Source organism: Streptomyces sp. NPDC090088 (genome assembly GCF_044747345.1).
In the GTDB taxonomy this organism is placed as follows: domain Bacteria; phylum Actinomycetota; class Actinomycetes; order Streptomycetales; family Streptomycetaceae; genus Streptomyces.
In genome coordinates, this window is record NZ_JBIVDZ010000008.1 from 171,085 (window position 1) to 188,601 (window position 17,517).

Genomic DNA, 17,517 nt, shown 5'->3' on the forward strand with positions numbered 1-17,517 from the left:
GCAGTTCCCCGCGCCCCTGAGTCAGTTGCTCCGACGCACTCCGGGAGAGACCGTCAGTCTCGCCACCGCCCAGAAGATCCCCAGCGTCACCAGGGCCATGGCCGCCACCAGGGTGGCGCCCCCGACGACCTTCTCGTAGTTCTTCTGGTAGAGGCCGTCGATGATGTACCGGCCGAGACCGCCCAGGCTGACGTAGGCCGCGATCGTCGCGGTGGAGACGATCTGGATGGCCGCGGAGCGCAGGCCGCTGAGGATCAGCGGGAGGGCGACCGGGAGTTCGACCTGGAAGAGGACGCGTGCCTCCGGCATGCCCATGCCCCGGGCCGCGTCCACCGGGGACGGGTCGACCGAGCGCATCGCCTCGTACGTCGTGACCAGGATCGGCGGTACGGCGAGGATCACCAGCGGGATCATCACCGGCAGCATGCCGAAGCCGAGCCAGATGAACATGAGGACCAGCAGACCGAAGCTGGGCAGGGCCCGGCCGGCCGTGGCGATCAGGGCGAGGGTGTTGCCGCCCCGGCCGTAGTGGCCGGTGACCAGGCCGACGGGCAGGCCGATGGCGGTCGCGTAGGCGAGGGCCTCCAGGGAGTACTGGATGTGCTCCCAGAGCCGGGCGGGGATGCCGTCGTAGCCGTGCCAGTGGGAGCTGTCGCTGAAGAAGGCGTGGACGAAGTTGAGGACGTTCACCGGGTGCTCTCCTTCGGCATCCAGGGCGTCAGCACACGGCGTACGAGGACGAGCAGGGCGTCGGCCAGGATCGCCAGCACGGCCGTGGTGACGACCGAGTTGATGGCCAGCTCGGGCCGGTGGTAGATGTTCGCGTCGTTGAGCAGGTTGCCGAGGGCGCCCTGGTTGCCGATCAGCATGCCGACGCTGACCAGGGAGATGCTGGAGACGGTGGCGACGCGCAGGCCCGCGATGATCGCGGGGACGGCGATCGGCAACTGGACCTGGAAGTAACGGCGTACGGGGCCGAGGCCCATCGCGGTCGCGGCGGCGAGGGTCTCCGCCGGGACCGAGCGGACGCCGTCCACGATGGCCGGGACCAGGACCACCAGGCTGTAGACCGCGAGCGGGATCATCACCGTCGTCTCGGTCTGGCCCGTGTAGTCGATGAGGACGACGAAGAAGGCCAGGGAGGGGATGGCGTAGAGGATCGTGGTCACGCCGAGGACCGGCGGGTACAGCCAGCGGAAGCGGACGCAGAGCTGGGCGATGGGCAGGGACACCAGCAGACCGGCCAGCACCGGGATGAGGGCCTCGCGCAGGTGGAGGCCGATCAGTCCGAAGTAGGTGTTCTGGAGGTCGCTGGGAATGTCGAAGAAGCCGCTCATCCCCCGACCTTCGCGTTGTCGTGGCCCTCGGCGTGGGCGGTGCGGATCGCGGCGCCGATGACCTGCTGCGAGACGACGCCGACCGCGCGGCCCTCGCCGTCCACCGCCACCGCCCAGCCGGTCGGCGAGAGCACCGAGCCGTCGAGGGCGGCGCGCAGCGAGTCCTTGCCGGGCACGAAGGGCCGTCCGTACGGGAGCAGTTGTGCCGGGTCGATCGCACCGGCGGTAAGCGCGCGCGGCTCGCCCCAGCCGAGCGGCCTGCCGTCCAGGTCGGTGACGAGGAGGTAGGGGGCGTCCGCGGTGGTGCGGGCGTCGAGCTTCGTGGCGTCGGCGTCGATCGGGACGATCGGGGCCCGCTGCAACTCCAGCCCCGCGGACGGGAAGAAGGAGAGCCGCCGGATGCCCCGGTCGGCGCCGAGGAAGTCCTCGACGAAGGCGTCGGCGGGGTCCGTGAGCAGTTCGGCGGGCGGAGCGAACTGGGCGAGGTGGCCGCCGGTGCGCATCACGGCGACCATCGTGCCGAGCTTGATCGCCTCGTCGATGTCATGCGTGACGAAGACGATCGTCTTGCCCAACTCGTCCTGGATGCGCAGGAGTTCGTCCTGGAGTCCCTTGCGGACGACGGGGTCGACGGCGGAGAACGGCTCGTCCATCAGGAGCACCGGCGGGTCGGCGGCGAGCGCCCGGGCCACGCCGACGCGCTGCTGCTGGCCGCCGGAGAGCTGGTAGGGGTAGCGCTTGGCGAGCGCGGAGTCGAGCCCGACCCGTTCCATCAGCTCGGCCGCCCGGGTGCGCGCCTTCTGCTTGGTCCAGCCGAGCAGCCGGGGCACGGTGGCGATGTTGTCGATGATGGTGCGGTGCTGGAAGAGCCCGGCGTTCTGGATGACGTAACCCATGGACCGGCGCAGGGTGTTGACCGGCTGTGCCTGGATGTCGGCGCCGTCGAGCAGGATGCGGCCCTCGCTGGGCTCGACCATCCGGTTGATCATCCGCAGGGTCGTCGTCTTGCCGCAGCCCGAGGGGCCGACGAAGACGGTGATCGAGCGATCCGGTATCTCCAGGGAGAGTCGGTCGACGGCGACCGTACCGTCCGGGTACCGCTTGGTGACTGAATCTATCCGTATCAAAACGCCGAATACCCTTCGGGTTTGGCAGAGAGTGCCCAGTTTTCGACCACGGTCGCCGTGGTGCAGGCCGTTTCGGACAGAGTTTAAACCGCAAGTGTTTCAGTACTTTGGCGACTGACTGGTCGTCTTCAGTCTGTGACCTGCCGGTGTCCACTGTGCGGTACCTGTGAGTTCCCTGATTCTCATTGTTCGCTCAGTGAAGCCTCAGGACCGCCCCAGACGACGCCCCGATCGTCATGGTCATGAACGAAACGAACGCGGGAGGCGTCCGGCGCCGGTCGGTCGAGATCGTGGTGCCGGTCCACAACGAGGCCCATGTCCTCGCCGACAGCATCGGCCGTCTCCACGCATACCTCGAAGAGTCCTTCCCGTTCCCGTTCCGCATCACGATCGCGGACAACGCGAGCACGGACGCCACCTGGACGGTGGCGACCAACCTGACCCTGCGCCTGCCGCACGTCCACGCCCGGCGCCTGGAGCAGAAGGGCCGGGGCCGCGCCCTGAAGCACGTGTGGAGCCGGTCCACGGCCGATGTGGTCGCCTACATGGACGTCGACCTCTCCACGGCTCTTGAGGGCTTCCTGCCACTCGTCGCGCCGCTCCTGTCCGGACACAGCGACCTCGCCATCGGCAGCCGGCTGCACCGGCAGTCGGCCGTCGTACGCGGCCCGAAGCGGGAGTTCATCTCGCGCTCCTACAACCTGCTGCTCAAGGCCGGGCTCGGGGCCCGCTTCTCGGACGCGCAGTGCGGCTTCAAGGCCGTCCGCACCGACGTCTTCCGCGCCCTCGCCCCGCACATCGAGGACACCGCCTGGTTCTTCGACACCGAACTTCTCGTGCTCGCGCAGCGCAACAGGCTGCGCGTCCACGAGGTCCCGGTCGACTGGGTCGACGACCCCGACAGCCGGGTCGACATCGTCCGCACCGCCGTCGACGACCTCTTGGGCATGGGCCGCATGTTCCGGGCCACCGTCACCGGCCGCACCCGCATCCAGGCCGTACCCCGCCGCACCACCGTCCCCCAGAACGTCACGGCCCTGCCCACCCCGGCAGCCACCGCCGTCGAGCCCATGGAGTACGCGTCATGACGACCCTCGCCCCGCCGCCCACCCCGGTCCAGGACGGCCGCCACCGGGCCGCCACCCCGCCGGTCTCCCGCGCCAGAAGGCTCTTCATGGGCGCCCCCGAGGACCCGCGCTGGGCCCGCCCGGCCCTCTGGGCGATCCTGCTCCTGGCCACCGCCCTGTACGCCTGGAACCTCTCCTCGATCACCGGCAACACCTTCTACGACGCGGCGGTCTACTCCGGCACCAAGAGCTGGAAGGCGTTCTTCTTCGGCGCCCTGGACTCGGGCAGCTTCATCACCGTCGACAAACCCCCCTTCGCCCTGTGGGTGATGGGCCTGTCCGCCCGCGCCTTCGGCTACGGCACCTGGCAGTTGATGCTGCCGATGGTGGCGGTGGGGGTCGGCTCGGTCGGCCTGCTGTACCGCCTGGTCAAGCGGGACTTCGGAGTCGTGGCCGGCACGATCGCCGCCCTCGTCCTGACGCTCACGCCGATCACCGTCGCCATCAACCGGGACACCAACCCGGACCCGATCCTGGTCTTCCTGATGCTGCTCGGCGCGGCCGCCCTGCTGAAGGCCGTGCGCACCGGCAAGTTGATGCCGCTGGTCTGGTCGGCCGTCGCCATCGGCTTCGCGTTCAACACCAAGATGATGCAGGCCTACGTCGTACTGCCCGCGTTCTTCCTGGTCTATCTGTGGGCCACGAACCTGTCGCTGGGCAGGCGCGTCCGCAACCTGGCCGTCGGCACGGTCGCCCTCGTCGTGAGCAGTGCCTGGTGGATGGTGGTCGTCGACCTGATCCCGGCCTCCTCGCGGCCCTACATCGGCGGCTCCACCGACAACACGGTCTGGGACCTGGTCATCGGCTACAACGGCTTCGGCCGGATCTTCGGGGCCAGCTCCTCGGTGGGCTCGGCCGGCAACGGCGCCAGCTTCGGCGGCAGTTCGGGTCTGTACCGGATGTTCAACGACATCATGGGCGGCCAGATCTCCTGGCTGATCCCGTTCGCCGCGATCGCCCTCGTCGGCGGCCTGGTCCTGCGCGGCCGGGCGCCGCGCACCGACGCCAGGCGTGCGGCGCTGATGCTCTGGGGCGGCTGGTTCGTCCTGCACTTCCTGACCTTCTCCCTCGCCGAGGGCACCTTCCACCCCTACTACGTCACCGCCATGGCGCCGGGGATCGCCGCCCTGGCCGGCGCGGGCGGGGTCATGCTGTACAAGGCCTTCCGGGACGACTCCGCGGCCCGGTGGGGCTGGGTGCTCCCGGTGGCCGTCGCCGCCAGCACGGTCTGGGCGGTCGTCCTGCTCCAGCGGGTCTCCGGCTCCGGCACGGTGTACACGGTCGCCGAGGTGGTGGCCGCGCTGGGCGGTGCGCTCGCGGTGACCGGGCTGCTGGTCGGGCGGTTCATGAAGCGGCAGAAGCTGATCGGCTTCGCGGCACTGGCGGCGATCGTCGCCCTGCTGGCCGGACCGGCCGCGTACTCCGTCTCGGCGGCCACGACCGCGAGCACCAACGGCACCAACCCGACGGCCGGGCCCAGCACCGGCGGCGGCATGGGCGGGATGGGCGGCGGCGGTGGCCAGCGCCCGAGCGGAAGCGCCCCGAGCGGCACCGGAAGCTCCGCAAGCTCCGGCGGGCAGTCCATGGGGCAGCCGCCGACCGGGACGGGAAGCACCGGCACCGGAAGCACGGGCACCGAGTCCGGCTCCAGCTCCGGCTCCAGCAGCGAGTCGCAGTCCGGCCGTACCGCCGGAGGCATGGGCGGCGGCCAGGTCAGCTCGGCGATGATCACGTACCTGAAGAAGCACCAGGACGGCGCCACCTGGCTGGTGGCGGTGGCCACCGACCAGACGGCCTCCTCGATCATCCTGGAGTCCGGTCAGCCCGTCATCTCCATGGGCGGCTGGTCCGGCAGCGACAACGCGATGACCCTCGCCAAGCTCAAGAGCCTGGTGAAGTCCGGCAAGCTGCACTACATCGTGGTCAGCAGCGACGGCGGCCAGGGCACCAACACCGAGATCGCGACCTGGGTGAAGAAGCACGGCACGGCCGTGAGCGCCTACAGCGGCCTGTACCGCCTGGACGCCTCCGACGTCAGCTGATCCCCACCCCGAAACAGAAGGCGGGCCGCCAGGAGCGGCCCGCCTTCTCGTCTCGTGCCCGGGGTCACGCGGCGACCGGCAGCCCCGGCGTCCGCAGCACGGCCCGGTCCGTGTCCACCACGAACACCTCGCAGCCCGGGCGGCCCGCCGCCCACGCGGCGCCGTCCGTGCCCATCGCGAAGGCGGCCGTCGCCGCGGAGTCGGCCTCCGTCAGCGTGGGGGCGACCACGGTGACGCTGAGCAGACCGGTGGCCGGACGGCCCGTGCGGCCGTCGACGATGTGGTCGCCGCGCTCGTAGCGCCCGGAGGTGGCCACCGCCCCGTCCGTGATCTCCAGCACCAGGCACAGCTGATCGGCGTGTTCGGGGTGGCGCACCCCCACCCGCCAGGGCCCGCCGGCCGCGACCACGTCTCCCCCGGCGTTCAGGCAGAACCGCTTCGCCCCGGCCGCCGCCAGCAGCTCCGCCGCCCGCTGCACCGACCAGCCCTTGACCACCGCGCACGGGTCGAGACCCCGCCCCGGCAGCCGTACGTCGAACGCGCCGCCGGTCGCCAGCCGGTACTCCTCGCACAGCGCGAGCACCTCGGCGAGGTCCGGGCTCACCTCGGACACGGAGAGTTCGCCCCGGTCAAGCCGGGAGACCTCGCTGTCCGCCCGAAAGGGGCTGAACCGCGCGTCGACCTCCCGCAGCCAGCCGAAGACGGCGTCCCCGGCCGCCGCGAAGTCCCCCTCGTCGTCCACCCGCAGCGACACCGGGAACCCCATGACGTGTTCGACTCGGTGCATGGTCAGCCCTTCGCGTCGATCGCGGCCTGGAGGGACTCCTTGTAGCCGTCGCTGGTGATCGTCGCCCCGGAGACCGTGTCGATGTCCGCGCTCTGTGCCTTCAACGTCTCCGAGATCAGCACCGGCACCGCGGCCGTCGTCTGTGGATGGTTCGGCTGCTGCAGCATCTTCACGGCGGTGATCTTGTTGCCGGCGAAGGTCACCTGGACCTGGACCGGGCCCTTGTCGGTGTCGATGGTCGTGCCCTTGACGACCGTGCCGGACGTGGCGGCGGAGGAGGAGGCCGAGGGAGTCGGCTCGGCGGCGGAGGTGGTCGTACCACCGATGGACGGCTCGTAGCGCCAGACGGGGATGAGGCCCGCGATGCTCAGGGCGACGACAGGTATGGCTCGCTTCACGGTGTCTCTCTCATCCCGCCAGGCTGAAACGCTCGAAGTGGATCTGCGGCTTGGGCACGCCCAGGTCTCCCAGGGTGCGCAGGACCGCGTTCATCATCGGGGGCGGCCCGCAGAGGAAGACGTCCCGGTCGGCGATGTCCGGCACCAGGCGGACCAGCTCGCGCGGGGCCAGCTTGTCCGGGACCGGCGGGCCGGTGACGAGGTGCAGCTCGGCGCCCTTGGCGACGGCGAGGTCGCGCAGCTCGTCGTAGAGGACGGCGTCCCGGTCGGCGGCGACGCGGTAGATGACGATCGCGTGGCCCTCAAGGTCCTCCAGGAGGGCGCGGATCGGGGTGACGCCGACCCCGCCCGCGATGAGCAGGGACTCGGGCTTCTGCCGGTGCAGGGTGGTGAAGGCGCCGTAGGGGCCCTCGGCGAAGACGCGGGTGCCGGCCTTCAGGTGCCGCAGGCCGGCGCTGCCGTCGCCGGCCGCCTTGGCGGTCAGGCGCAGGGTGCGGCCGTCGGGGGCGGCGGAGAGGGAGAAGGGGTTCGCCTGCCACCAGCGGTCCTTGGTCAGGAACCGCCACAGGAAGAACTGCCCGGCCTGGGCGCCGAGCCGGTCCAGGTCACGGCCGGTGACGTAGACCGAGACCACGTTGTCCGACTCGGGGACGACGGCGGAGACCCGGAACTGGTGGCGGTGGTTGCGCCACAACGGCAGCACCAGACGGCCGAGGGCGACCGAGCCGAGCGCGACGCCCCACACGGCGTACCAGTACGCCGTCGCGGCGGACGACACCGTGAAGGTCGTACCGACCGCGACCTGGTGGCTGAAGGCGAGCACCACGGCCACGTAGGTGTACAGGTGGATGAAGTGCCAGGTCTCGTAGGCGAGCCGGCGGCGGGCGTAGCGGGCCGACACGGCGCCGATCACGAGGATGATGCCGAGCGCGACCACGGCCCGGAGCACGCCCTCCGTGGTCTCCGCGAGGTCGACGATCTCGGTGACCGGGCCGACGCCCGCGCCGTCCGCGTAGCCGAAGCTGATGAAGACGGCGTGCGCGAGCAGCGTCCACAGCAGGGCGAAGCCGGTCCAGCGGTGCCAGGAGGTCAGCCGGTCCATGCCGATCCGGCGGTCGAGCCAGGGCAGCCGGGCCACCAGCACCAGCTGGAAGGCCATGACGAGGGCGCCGTACAGGCCGAAGAGGCGGCCGATGACGATCAGCGCGTTGGAGGCGAAACCGGCCTGGGCGAAGAACCAGGCGACCACGGCCGCGTTCACGGCGAGCACAGCGTACAGGCCCGTGCGGGCCACCACCCTGGGGCGTACCGCCGTGGGGGGCGCAGGGGGTGATTGGACGGTCGTCACGGGTCGGCAGCTCCTTGATCGGGTCCTGGGAGTCGAGCTTCACCCGTGGCTGCTGTCATTTTCCTGTCGGTGTGCTTTCAACTGGTTATCGATGTGTTTTCTGTGTGAGCAGAGGTCTGGCGTCCACGGCCGGGTGGCGCAATATGAGCGGGTGGAAAAAGTACGACTCCTCGTCGTGGACGACGACCCGCCGATCGCCGACCTGGTCGCGACGGTCGCGCGGTACGAGGGCTGGAACGCGGTCACCGCGTACACCGGTGAGGACGCGCTCGCCCGGGCCGCCGAGTTCAAGCCCGACATCGTCGTGCTCGACCTGATGCTGCCGGACCTGGACGGCTTCGGGGTGCTCGACCGGCTGCGGCACTCCGGGACGATGGTGCCGGTGGTGTTCCTCACGGCCCGCGACGGGGTCGCCGACCGGGTCGCGGGGCTGACCCGGGGCGGGGACGACTACCTGGTCAAGCCGTTCGCCGTGGAGGAGCTGATGGCCCGGCTGCGGACCGTGCTGCGGCGCAGCGCCGGTCCCGGCTTCCAGCGCTCGGTGCTCCGGGTCGCCGATCTGACGATGGACGAGGACACCCGCGAGGTCCGTCGCGCCGACCGGATGCTCTCCCTGACCCCCACCGAGTTCGAGGTGCTGCGCTATCTGATGCGCAAGTCGCCGACCGTGCTCACCAAGGCGCAGATCCTCGACCATGTGTGGGAGTACGGCTTCGGCGGCCGTTCGAACGTCGTGGAGCTGGTGGTCAGCCGGCTGCGCCGCAAGATGGACGAGGCCGGCGGGGAGCCGCTGATCCACACCGTGCGCGGCTTCGGGTACGTCATACGGCGGCAGGCCGCGGAGTGATCGGCCGGCTGCTGCGCTCGTACCGGAGCATGCGCCTGGGCACCCGCCTCGCGCTCGGACTGGGGGCGCTGGCCCTGGTGGTGTTCGCGGTCGTCGGCACGGCCCTGACCACCTACATGCGGGACTACCTCTCGGCCCAGCTCGACGACCAGCTGGGGCTCGCCCAGACCGCCCAGTCGAAGAGCATCGTGCAGAACGGCACCCTCCAGGGCAAGAAGTACTACCACTGGTACTACGCCGTGTACGACGTCTCGCACGGCACCCCGGTGCTGCGCAAGCCCGAGGAGAGCAGTGACCTGCCCTCGGACATCGCCCCGCTCACCTCGGTGGCGGAGGCGCAGATCGCCGCGGGCACCGAGGTGCTGCGCACCAAGGACCTGACCGGCCAGGGCGAGTACCGGCTGCGCGGCTGCGAGGTGGAGCCGGGGGTGGTGCTGGTCAGCGGCGCGCCGACGGGCACCATCGACGACACGGTACGACAGCTGGTCACCGTCCAGGTGGTGGCGTTCGGGCTGGCCCTGCTGGCGCTGGTGGTGTTCGGCCGCCGGCTGCTGCGCAGCGGCCTGGAGCCGCTGAGCGACATGGCGCACACCGCGCACGGCATCGCCTCGCACAACCTGACCGAGTCGGCGGCCCGGCTGCCGCTGCGCGCGGCCAAGCGGGGCGGCGGCCCCGAGGTCGAGGAGCTGCGCACCGCGTTCAACACGATGCTCGAACACATCGACCACTCCCTCGCCGTCCGCGCCGAGGCCGAGCAGCGGCTGCGCCGGTTCGTCGCGGACGCCTCGCACGAGCTGCGCACCCCGCTGATGTCGGTACGCGGCTACGCCGACCTCTTCCAGTACGCGGCCGCCAACGCCCCCGAGGAACGCGACAAGCACCTGGCCCGGCTGCGCGCGGAGGCCGCGCGGATGGGCATCCTCCTCGACGACCTGCTGCTGCTCGCCCGGCTGGACGCGGCCGAGGTGGAGGCCCCGCTGCGGCTGGAGGACACCGACCTGACCGAGCTGGTGCGGGAGGCCGCCGACGCCTTCCGCGCGGCCCACACCGGCCACCCCCTGACGGTGACCACCGGCCCGGACCCGGTCCCGCTCCGCCTCGACCCGGTCCGTATCCGTCAGGTCCTGGACAACCTCCTCACCAACGCGGCGGTGCACACCCCCACGGGCACACCGGTCTCCGTCACCGTCACCGTCACGCCCGGGTCGGCCTCCGTGAGCGTCGGCGACCGGGGCCCCGGCATCCCGCCCGCCGACCGGGCCCAGGTCTTCGACCGCTTCTACCGCGTCGACAAGGCCCGCAGCCGCGACCGCGGCGGCAGCGGCCTCGGCCTCTCGGTGGCACGCGCCCTGCTCCAGGCACACGGCGGCACCATCACCCTGACCGACGCCCCGGAGAACACCACCGTGTTCACCCTGACCCTGCCCCGGCCCACCGGCCGGTGAGCACGGACACGCTCCCGAAGGCGGGCACGCGGGCCGGGCCGTCGAACGCCGTGATGCCGCCGGCCCGGGCGCCGATCGGGGTCGGCACCCGCACACCTCGTACCTGACGAGCGGTCGTCACCAGCGCGTGGAGGAGTGTCCGGCGAAAGCCCCTCGGTGAAGGCGAAAGCCCCTCGGTGAAGCGGAGAAGTCAGGCCACTCCCATACCCGCCTCGCCCTCCTCCGGTCCGACCGGGTCCTGCCGGGGATGCGGGCGGGCCGCGAGGACGGCGACGTCGTCCTCGGCGTTGCGGGCGTCGAGGCGGGTGAGGATGGATTCGAGGAGGGCGTCGACCCCGACGGCCGGGCTGAAGTGGAGGGCGGCCAGGCGGTGCAGGGAGCGGTCGATGTCCTCGCCGCGGTGTTCGACGAGGCCGTCGGTGAAGAGGATCAGGGCCTGGTCGGGTTCGATCCGGTGGGTGGCGGACTCGTAGCCGCCGAAGCCGGTGCCCAGGGGCGGGCCCACGGGGACCGGCAGGAGTGAGGTCCGGCCGGCCCGGGTGATCAGCGCGGGCGGGAGATGGCCGGCGCTGGCCAGGGTGACCTGGCCGCGGCTGGGGTCGACGCGCACCAGCAGGCAGGTCGCGGGTCTGCGGTCGGCCTCGGTGGCGGCGATGTCGTCGAGCTGGCGCAGCACCCGGTGCGGAGGCAGCTCGGAGGAGGCGATGTAGCGGAGGGAGGAGCGGTAGGCGTTCATGTCGACGGCGGCCTCCAGGCCGTGGCCCATCACATCGCCGACGACCAGCAGGGTGCGCCCGAAGTGCAGCCGTACGGTCTCGCACCAGTCGCCGCCGACCAGCACCCGCCCGCCGGCCGGGAGGTAGCGGATCGCCACGTCGAGGTTCGGGTGCGGGCGGCCCGGCTCGGACAGCAGGGCGCGCTGCAGGTCGCCCGCGGTGCGGTTGACCTGCGCGTACTCCCGGGCGTGCCGGATGTGGGAGGCGGCGCGTTCGGCGAGGAGGGCCAGCAGCTCGGCCTCCGCACGGGTGAAGGCGATGCCCTCTCGGGCGCACACCAGGACGCCGTACTGGTCGGACCCGCTGGTCAGGGGCGCGCACAGAGCCGGACGGATCCGGCCGGCGACCGGGCGGGACAGCCAGGGGTCCGCCCAGCGGTCGGCCGCCGGGGTCCCCGCGTCCCGGGCCACCGCCGTCGCCCAGCGGGCGTCGGGCAGCAGGTCGGGGTCGCCGGTGATCGACTCGTAGCCGGAGACGGTGTCCCCGGTCCGCCGCATCACGGCCGCGCCGCCGCCGACGGTCCGTACCGCCGCCCGGGTCAGTTCCGTGCAGGTCGTGGGCTCGTCGAGGCTCGTGCCGATGCCCGCCGCGACCGTCCGCAGCAGCCGCAGCGGCGCGGCCGGGTCGCCGCCCGCGGTGAGTCCGTCCGGGCCGCCCGGTCGGGCCGGCCGGCCCGACCGGCCCGGGCCGTCGGCGGACGCGGCTCCCCTGCGGGACTGGAACCATCGCGCGACACCCGACACCCTCACAGAGTCTCAAACAGCACCACAGCGGGCACCAGCCACTCACGCCTCAGGGCTGTCGTAGGTGGTTCGCCGGTCCGGCGGGCGCCCGGCTGCCGTGGCCCGCGGCCGTGCGCCTGCGCCCCCAGGGGTCCGTCTTGCCCGTCCGGTGTCCAGGCCGCGACCAGCTCCAGCAGGCCGGGGAACCGGGCCTCGACGTCGTCGACGCGGCCATGGCTGCGGCGCTCCGGGCCGTACTGGCGCTGCCGGGTGACGCCCGCCTCGCGCAGGGCCTTGAAGTGATGTGACGGCCGTCTTCATCCTGTCCAACGCGGCGACGCCGCTGTACGTGCTGTGGCAGCGGGAGATCGGGTTCTCCAAGGGGACCCTGATCGTGATCTTCGCCTTCTACATCGTCGGCCTGCTCGGATCGCTGCTCGTCCATCCGCGGGCGCGGCCCGCTCCAGCAGGCGGGCGGCGGTGCCGAGCGGACCGTGCCCCTCGGTCACGGCCCGCGGCCTTCGCGGTCCGCTTCGGGGACCGGGCCTTCGGCCGTGTCGCACGCGACGCGCCCGGCGACGTCCGGTGGACGCCGGTACCGGCCCGGGCACTGCTGCCCAGCCCGGTCCGGCTCTCCTGAGCCCTGCCCTCAGCTCTCGTCCTCGGCCAGCCGCAGCGAGATCGAGTTGATGCAGTACCGCTGGTCGGTCGGGGTCGCGTACCCCTCGCCCTCGAAGACGTGGCCGAGGTGCGAGCCGCAGCGGGCGCAGCGCACCTCGGTGCGGACCATGCCGTGGGTGCGGTCCTCGATCAGTTCGACGGCGTCGGTGTCCTTCGGGTCGTAGAAGGACGGCCAGCCGCAGTGCGACTCGAACTTCGTGGTGGAGGTGAACAGCTCGGCACCGCAGGCGCGACAGGAGTAGACGCCCTTGGCCTTGGTGTCGGTGTACTCACCGGTGAAGGCCGGCTCGGTCGCCGCCTGACGCAGCACGGCGTACTCGGCCGGGGTCAGCTCCGCCCGCCACTGCTCGTCCGGCTTCTCTACGTCGTACGACATGACTCTCAGCCCCTCACTTCGCCAGGCGTTCCAGGATCCTCGGGCCCAGGTCGGTCACATCGCCCGCGCCCATGGTGAGAACCAGATCACCGGGCTTGGACATTCCCGCGATCACGGCGGGCACCTCGTCCTTGTCGTGCACGGCGGTGACGTCGGCACCGGCGGCCCGCGCCGCCTCGATGATCAGCTCGCTGGTGATGCCGGGGATCGGGTCCTCGCGGGCCGGGTAGATGTCGAGGACGACCGAGGCGTCCGCGAGGGCCAGCGCGTCGCCCATCTCCTTGCCCAGCTCCTGGGTGCGGGAGAACAGGTGCGGCTGGAAGACGACCAGGATGCGGCTGTCACCGGCGGCGCCGCGCATCGCCTCCAGGTCGGCGGTCATCTCGGTCGGGTGGTGGGCGTAGGAGTCGATCACCTGGACGCCGGCCGCCTCGCCCTTGAGCTGGAGGCGCCGCTTGACGCCGGTGTACGCGGCCAGGGCGGGCGCGAGTTCGGTGGCCGGGACGCCCAGGGCCACGCCCGCGGCGAGCGCGGCGACCGCGTTGTGCGCGTAGTGGCGGCCGGGGACGGACACCGCGAAGGTCAGCTCGGCCCCGTCCAGCAGGACGGTGACCTCGCTCTTGAGGCCCTGCGGTACGACGGACAGCACCCGTACGTCGGCGTCCGCGGCCTCGCCGTAGGTCACCGTGCGCACCTTCCCGGCCACCCGCCGGGTCAGCTCGCGCGCGCCCTCGTGATCGGCGTTGATCACCAGTGTGCCGCCGGGCACGATCCGGTCCGCGAAGGTCTCGAAGGACTCGTAGATCTCGTCCATCGAGGCGTAGTTGGCGTGGTGGTCCAGCTCCACGTTGAGGACGATCGCGACCTCGGGCGCGTACTTGTGGAAGCTGCGGTCCGATTCGTCCGCCTCGGCGACGAAGATCTCGCCCTCGCCGTGCAGGGCGTTCGAGCCGGGCGCGTCCAGGTCGCCGCCGATGGCGTACGACGGCTCGCGGCCCAGTGCGGTCAGCGACACGGCCAGCATCGAGGTGGTCGTGGTCTTGCCGTGGGTGCCCGCGACCGCGATCGGCCGCAGCCCGTCCATCAGCGCGGCCAGCGCGTCCGAGCGGTGCACCACCGGGATGCCCAGCTCGGCCGCGCGCGCCAGCTCGGGGTTGTCCTTCCGGATCGCCGAGGACACGACGACACAGCTGGCGTCGTCGGCGAGGTGCGCCGCCGCGTGCCCGATGTGCACGGTGGCGCCCAGCGCCCGCAGCGCCCCGGCTGTCGCCGACTCCTTGGCGTCACTCCCCGCCACCGCGGCACCGCGCTGGGCGAGGATCTTCGCGATCCCCGACATCCCGGCGCCGCCGATCCCGACGAAGTGCGGTCGCTCCATGGCGGAAGGAAGGCCGGGTGCCATGTGTTTCTCCCAGAGACGGTGACGTGCGAAAGCGTCCTTAGCCTATGTGCTCGGACACCGGGTGCCTTGCGAGGGGCGCGAGCATCAGCGCCCCGAAAGGGGCGCGGGGAACTGCGCGACCAGCCACAGCGCACCCGCAGTCGCAAACGCACCGCACCACCCCTACGGCGCCTACGCCTTGCTGTGCGAGAACAACTTCAGCACCGGCACCCCCACCTTGTGCCGCGCCCGGGACGCCCAGTCCCGGTGGAAGAACTCCTCCACATAGTGCGGATCGGTCAGCACGATCACCTCGTCCGCGCCCACCTCTTCCACCAGCTTCCGCAGCGCGTCCAGCGGGTGGTCCTCGACCATCCGCCCCTCCGCACTGCTCCCGGCCGCCCGCAGGGCCGTCAGGGACACGTCCAGCGCCTGCTCGGCCGGGCCCTTCGCCGCGTCCCCCTCCGGGGTCTCCCGCTCACGCGCGGCCTCGTCGAGTTCGCCGAGTGCGATGTCGTCGATGGCCCGCAGCAGACGGTCCGCCTGGTCGCCGCGCGGCTGGAGGAGCACATGGAAGACGACCGGCTCGTCCCCGTGCAAGGTGGTGACGAACTCCACGTCGGCGGACGTCAGGGCCTTCTCGATCATCAGAACGCTTGTGAACACCAGGCGCCTCTTCTCCTTGGAGGACCGCTTCGGCCCTCTGTCCTCCGTGGGGCCGAGCACCCCTGCGGAAACCATCCTGCCCCGTGATCGCACGGGTACTGCCGGATTCAGTGTGCCCGCCGGAAGCTAAGCGGAACGGTAGATTCCGCTGATTTCAGGACCGACGGTAACGACCGAACAGGAATCCGGCCTCCTCAAGCAGGGACACTAGTTCGAAGCGCTGGGGTACCGCGACACCGGGGCCCCCGGCGATGCGCTGCGCGGCGCCCGCCGTGAGCATCGGCGAGACCGTCAGGCACAGCTCGTCGAGGACGCCGGCGGCGATGAACTGCCCGAGCAGCCGGGGGCCGCCCTCGGTGAGCAGCCGGGTGTGGCCGAGACCGGCGAGGGCGCGTACCGCGCGGCCGGGGTCGACGCCGGCGCCGTCGCCCGCGGTCACCACCCGGGCGCCGGCCTTCTCGGCGGCGGCCACCCTGTCGGGGGCGGCCGCCGCGCCGGTCAGGACCAGCGTGGGCACCAGCGGCGAGGTGAACAGCGGCAGCGAGAAGTCGAGGTCCAGGCTCGCGCTGACGACGGCGACGGCGGCGACCGTCGCCTGCCCCGCCGCGGTCCGGGCGCCCGCGAACTCCGCCCGCTCGCGTACCGGCCGGTACTCCTCCTGCCGTACCGTTTCCGCACCTACGACGACCACATCGGCGAGCCCCCGCAGAGTGCCGAAGATCCGCATGTCGGCCGCACCGGAGATGGGCTGCGAACGCCCGTCGTGCTGACCGGCCCCGTCGAGCGTGGACACCATGTTGGCCCGCAGCCACGGCTCCCGCCCGGCCTGCTCCGGATAGGCATAGGCGAGAGCCAGCTCGGCGAGACTCCACTCCCGGTCACCACCCGCCCCCTCGCCCGGACCACCGGCCCCGCCCACCTTGCCGCCACCGAGCCGCCCCTCCCCCGAAGCCACCCGCCCGCCGGCACCCCCGCCGGAGCCCCCGACACCCCCGGGCCGCTCCCCCGGACCCCGAGCGCCATGGCCGGGCCGCCCCTTCCCCGAAGCCACCCGCCCGTCCGCACTCCCATCGGAGCCCGCCACACCCCCGGGCCGCTCCCCCTCGCCGCCGGAGGCCGTCCCGGAGGCCGTCCCGGGGGCCGCCCCCTCGTCCGAATCGCCGGGGGCCTCGGCCCGGGCTGCTGTTTGTTCGGTCACAGGGAACAGGCGTCGCATGTCGTGCAGTGTGGCACGGCAACTAGCATGGGTAACCGTGTCGTCTTCTCCCGCCGCATCCGAGGTCAGTCCCATAGCCGACGCGGGCCCGCTGTCGCTGTGCGCCCGTTCGCCGCACGTTCCCGCGGACCGGCTGGTCGCCGAGATGGTGCCGCCGCCGCGCTTCGACACGGTGCGCTTCGCCACCTACCTCCCGGACCCGAAGCAGCCGAGCCAGACCGAGGCCGTCGGGGTCCTCGAAGGCTTCGCGGCCGGTCTCGGCGGGGCGCACGCGGTGGCCGGCGGCGCGAGGCGCGGCTTCTTCGGCTTCGGGAAGGCCAAGGCGGCGAAGACGCCCGCCGGGCCCCGCGGGGTCTACCTCGACGGCGGGTACGGCGTCGGCAAGACCCACCTGCTCGCCTCCCTCTGGCACGCCACCCCGGCCGAGCCCGCGCTGAAGGCGTTCGGCACCTTCGTGGAGCTGACCAACCTGGTCGGCGCCCTCGGCTTCCAGCAGACCGTGCAGACCCTCTCCGGCCACCGCCTGCTGTGCATCGACGAGTTCGAGCTGGACGACCCCGGCGACACGGTCCTGGTGTCGAGCCTGCTCGGCCGGCTGGTCGAGGCCGGGGTCGCGCTCGCCGCCACCTCCAACACCCTGCCGGGCAAGCTCGGCGAGGGCCGGTTCGCGGCCGTCGACTTCCTGCGCGAGATCCAGGGCCTGTCCGCCCACTTCCGCACCCTGCGCATCGACGGCGAGGACTACCGCCACCGCGGCCTGCCCGAGGCGCCGGCGCCGTACTCCGACGAACAGGTGACCAAGGCGGCGTACGCCACCCCGGGCGCCTCGCTCGACGACTTCCCGCACCTCCTGGACCACCTGGCCAAGGTGCACCCCAGCCGCTACGGCGCGCTGGCCGACGGCCTGACGGCGGTCTGCCTGACGGATGTGCGGCCGGTGCCGGACCAGTCGACCGCGCTGCGGCTGGTGGTCCTCGCGGACCGGCTCTACGACCGCGAGGTGCCGGTGCTGGCCTCCGGGCTGCCCTTCGACAGGCTGTTCAGCGAGGAGATGCTGAACGGCGGCTACCGCAAGAAGTACTTCCGCGCGATATCCCGGCTCACCGCGCTGGCCCGGGACGCCAAGGGGTTCGTGGACGCCGCGTAGTCGGCCCGGTCGGCCGCTATTCGATCAAGCCCTCCAGGTCAAGAGCCTGATCGAGCCACCCCACCGGCATTTTTCACGCTCTCTTGGGCTCGCA

16 protein-coding genes and 2 pseudogenes are annotated in these 17,517 nt (G+C 72.0%); 6 read left to right on the forward strand and 12 right to left on the reverse strand.

Translation table 11 applies throughout. The annotated features are described in order from the left end of the window. Positions 1-21: 21 nt before the first annotated feature. Genes ACIPSJ_RS34835 through ACIPSJ_RS34845 form a run of 3 tightly spaced genes read right to left on the reverse strand, consistent with a single transcriptional unit; the run spans position 22 to position 2,464 of the window. Positions 22-690, reverse strand: coding sequence for an ABC transporter permease (locus tag ACIPSJ_RS34835; RefSeq protein WP_401351766.1), 669 nt, complete (start codon positions 688-690; stop codon positions 22-24). Continuing rightward, a complete protein-coding gene (locus ACIPSJ_RS34840) occupies positions 687-1,337 on the reverse strand; it encodes an ABC transporter permease subunit (protein ID WP_355707765.1) in 651 nt (216 codons plus the stop codon). The genes ACIPSJ_RS34835 and ACIPSJ_RS34840 overlap by 4 nt, the downstream gene beginning before the upstream one ends. Further along, complete coding sequence (locus ACIPSJ_RS34845) at positions 1,334-2,464, reverse strand: ABC transporter ATP-binding protein (RefSeq protein ID WP_401351769.1); 1,131 nt, start codon at positions 2,462-2,464, stop codon at positions 1,334-1,336. Before ACIPSJ_RS34845 ends, ACIPSJ_RS34840 begins: the two co-directional genes overlap by 4 nt. 242 nt (positions 2,465-2,706) lie before the next feature. Here ACIPSJ_RS34845 and ACIPSJ_RS34850 point away from each other — a divergent pair, with 242 nt between their 5' ends. Together ACIPSJ_RS34850 and ACIPSJ_RS34855 are read left to right on the forward strand one after the other, a co-directional pair. After that, complete coding sequence (locus ACIPSJ_RS34850) at positions 2,707-3,552, forward strand: dolichyl-phosphate beta-glucosyltransferase (RefSeq protein ID WP_401351772.1); 846 nt, start codon at positions 2,707-2,709, stop codon at positions 3,550-3,552. Further along, positions 3,549-5,633 carry an ArnT family glycosyltransferase gene (locus tag ACIPSJ_RS34855; protein WP_401351774.1) on the forward strand — a complete coding sequence of 695 codons (2,085 nt, stop codon included), beginning with the start codon at positions 3,549-3,551 and terminating at the stop codon, positions 5,631-5,633. The genes ACIPSJ_RS34850 and ACIPSJ_RS34855 overlap by 4 nt, the downstream gene beginning before the upstream one ends. 64 nt (positions 5,634-5,697) lie before the next feature. On the opposite strand, the gene ACIPSJ_RS34860 is transcribed toward ACIPSJ_RS34855, so the two are convergent. The 3 genes from ACIPSJ_RS34860 to ACIPSJ_RS34870 are packed head-to-tail and all read right to left on the reverse strand — an operon-like array spanning position 5,698 to position 8,166. Further along, positions 5,698-6,420, reverse strand: a complete 723-nt coding sequence (locus tag ACIPSJ_RS34860) for an FAD:protein FMN transferase (protein WP_401351777.1) — start codon at positions 6,418-6,420, stop codon at positions 5,698-5,700. A 2-nt stretch (positions 6,421-6,422) separates the two neighbouring features. After that, positions 6,423-6,818: an FMN-binding protein gene (locus ACIPSJ_RS34865; protein ID WP_401351780.1), complete on the reverse strand. Its 396-nt coding sequence runs from the start codon at positions 6,816-6,818 to the stop codon at positions 6,423-6,425. 10 nt (positions 6,819-6,828) lie between these two features. Then, entirely contained in the window at positions 6,829-8,166 is a 1,338-nt protein-coding gene (locus ACIPSJ_RS34870; RefSeq protein ID WP_401351783.1) for a ferric reductase-like transmembrane domain-containing protein, read from the reverse strand. A 151-nt stretch (positions 8,167-8,317) separates the two neighbouring features. Here ACIPSJ_RS34870 and ACIPSJ_RS34875 point away from each other — a divergent pair, with 151 nt between their 5' ends. After that, positions 8,318-9,013 (forward strand): response regulator transcription factor, encoded by a 696-nt coding sequence (locus ACIPSJ_RS34875; RefSeq protein WP_359217014.1) that lies wholly within the window; start codon positions 8,318-8,320, stop codon positions 9,011-9,013. Beyond that, on the forward strand, positions 9,010-10,458 hold the full coding sequence (locus tag ACIPSJ_RS34880) for a sensor histidine kinase (RefSeq protein ID WP_401351786.1): 1,449 nt from the start codon (positions 9,010-9,012) through the stop codon (positions 10,456-10,458). Before ACIPSJ_RS34875 ends, ACIPSJ_RS34880 begins: the two co-directional genes overlap by 4 nt. A 190-nt stretch (positions 10,459-10,648) precedes the next feature. On the opposite strand, the gene ACIPSJ_RS34885 is transcribed toward ACIPSJ_RS34880, so the two are convergent. Together ACIPSJ_RS34885 and ACIPSJ_RS34890 are read right to left on the reverse strand one after the other, a co-directional pair. After that, positions 10,649-11,977 carry a PP2C family protein-serine/threonine phosphatase gene (locus tag ACIPSJ_RS34885; RefSeq protein ID WP_401351789.1) on the reverse strand — a complete coding sequence of 443 codons (1,329 nt, stop codon included), beginning with the start codon at positions 11,975-11,977 and terminating at the stop codon, positions 10,649-10,651. Between the two features lie 146 nt (positions 11,978-12,123). Further along, positions 12,124-12,264: pseudogene (locus ACIPSJ_RS34890) on the reverse strand (ArsR family transcriptional regulator); the annotation flags it as partial. Here ACIPSJ_RS34890 and ACIPSJ_RS34895 point away from each other — a divergent pair. Then, positions 12,261-12,398 (forward strand): annotated as a pseudogene (locus tag ACIPSJ_RS34895) (MFS transporter); the annotation flags it as partial. The pseudogenes ACIPSJ_RS34890 and ACIPSJ_RS34895 sit on opposite strands and share 4 nt — an antisense overlap. Before the next feature lie 207 nt (positions 12,399-12,605). Here the strand turns inward: ACIPSJ_RS34895 and msrB are convergent. From msrB to ACIPSJ_RS34915, 4 genes are all read right to left on the reverse strand, one after another. After that, complete coding sequence (gene msrB / locus ACIPSJ_RS34900) at positions 12,606-13,013, reverse strand: peptide-methionine (R)-S-oxide reductase MsrB (protein ID WP_365684104.1); 408 nt, start codon at positions 13,011-13,013, stop codon at positions 12,606-12,608. Positions 13,014-13,026: 13 nt separating this feature from the next. Continuing rightward, entirely contained in the window at positions 13,027-14,415 is a 1,389-nt protein-coding gene (gene murC / locus ACIPSJ_RS34905) for a UDP-N-acetylmuramate--L-alanine ligase (protein WP_359217033.1), read from the reverse strand. 171 nt (positions 14,416-14,586) lie between these two features. Then, entirely contained in the window at positions 14,587-15,060 is a 474-nt protein-coding gene (locus tag ACIPSJ_RS34910; RefSeq protein ID WP_355707801.1) for an indole-3-glycerol phosphate synthase, read from the reverse strand. A gap of 154 nt (positions 15,061-15,214) precedes the next feature. Next, positions 15,215-15,979, reverse strand: a complete 765-nt coding sequence (locus tag ACIPSJ_RS34915) for a pyrimidine reductase family protein (protein ID WP_401352506.1) — start codon at positions 15,977-15,979, stop codon at positions 15,215-15,217. A gap of 334 nt (positions 15,980-16,313) precedes the next feature. On the opposite strand from ACIPSJ_RS34915, the gene zapE reads away from it, so the two are divergent. Beyond that, the gene (zapE, locus tag ACIPSJ_RS34920) at positions 16,314-17,423 is read left to right on the forward strand and encodes a cell division protein ZapE (protein WP_359217037.1); all 1,110 of its coding nucleotides are present in this window, start codon (positions 16,314-16,316) and stop codon (positions 17,421-17,423) included. Positions 17,424-17,517: the final 94 nt, after the last annotated feature.

Coding starts and splice junctions, on each gene's coding strand:
- ACIPSJ_RS34850 (WP_401351772.1), top strand. CDS start 2,707: ATGAACGAAACGAACGCGGGAGGCGTCCGGCGCCGGTCGGTCGAGATC.
- murC (WP_359217033.1), bottom strand. CDS start 14,415: ATGGCACCCGGCCTTCCTTCCGCCATGGAGCGACCGCACTTCGTCGGG.
- ACIPSJ_RS34860 (WP_401351777.1), bottom strand. CDS start 6,420: ATGCACCGAGTCGAACACGTCATGGGGTTCCCGGTGTCGCTGCGGGTG.
- msrB (WP_365684104.1), bottom strand. CDS start 13,013: ATGTCGTACGACGTAGAGAAGCCGGACGAGCAGTGGCGGGCGGAGCTG.
- ACIPSJ_RS34855 (WP_401351774.1), top strand. CDS start 3,549: ATGACGACCCTCGCCCCGCCGCCCACCCCGGTCCAGGACGGCCGCCAC.
- ACIPSJ_RS34840 (WP_355707765.1), bottom strand. CDS start 1,337: ATGAGCGGCTTCTTCGACATTCCCAGCGACCTCCAGAACACCTACTTC.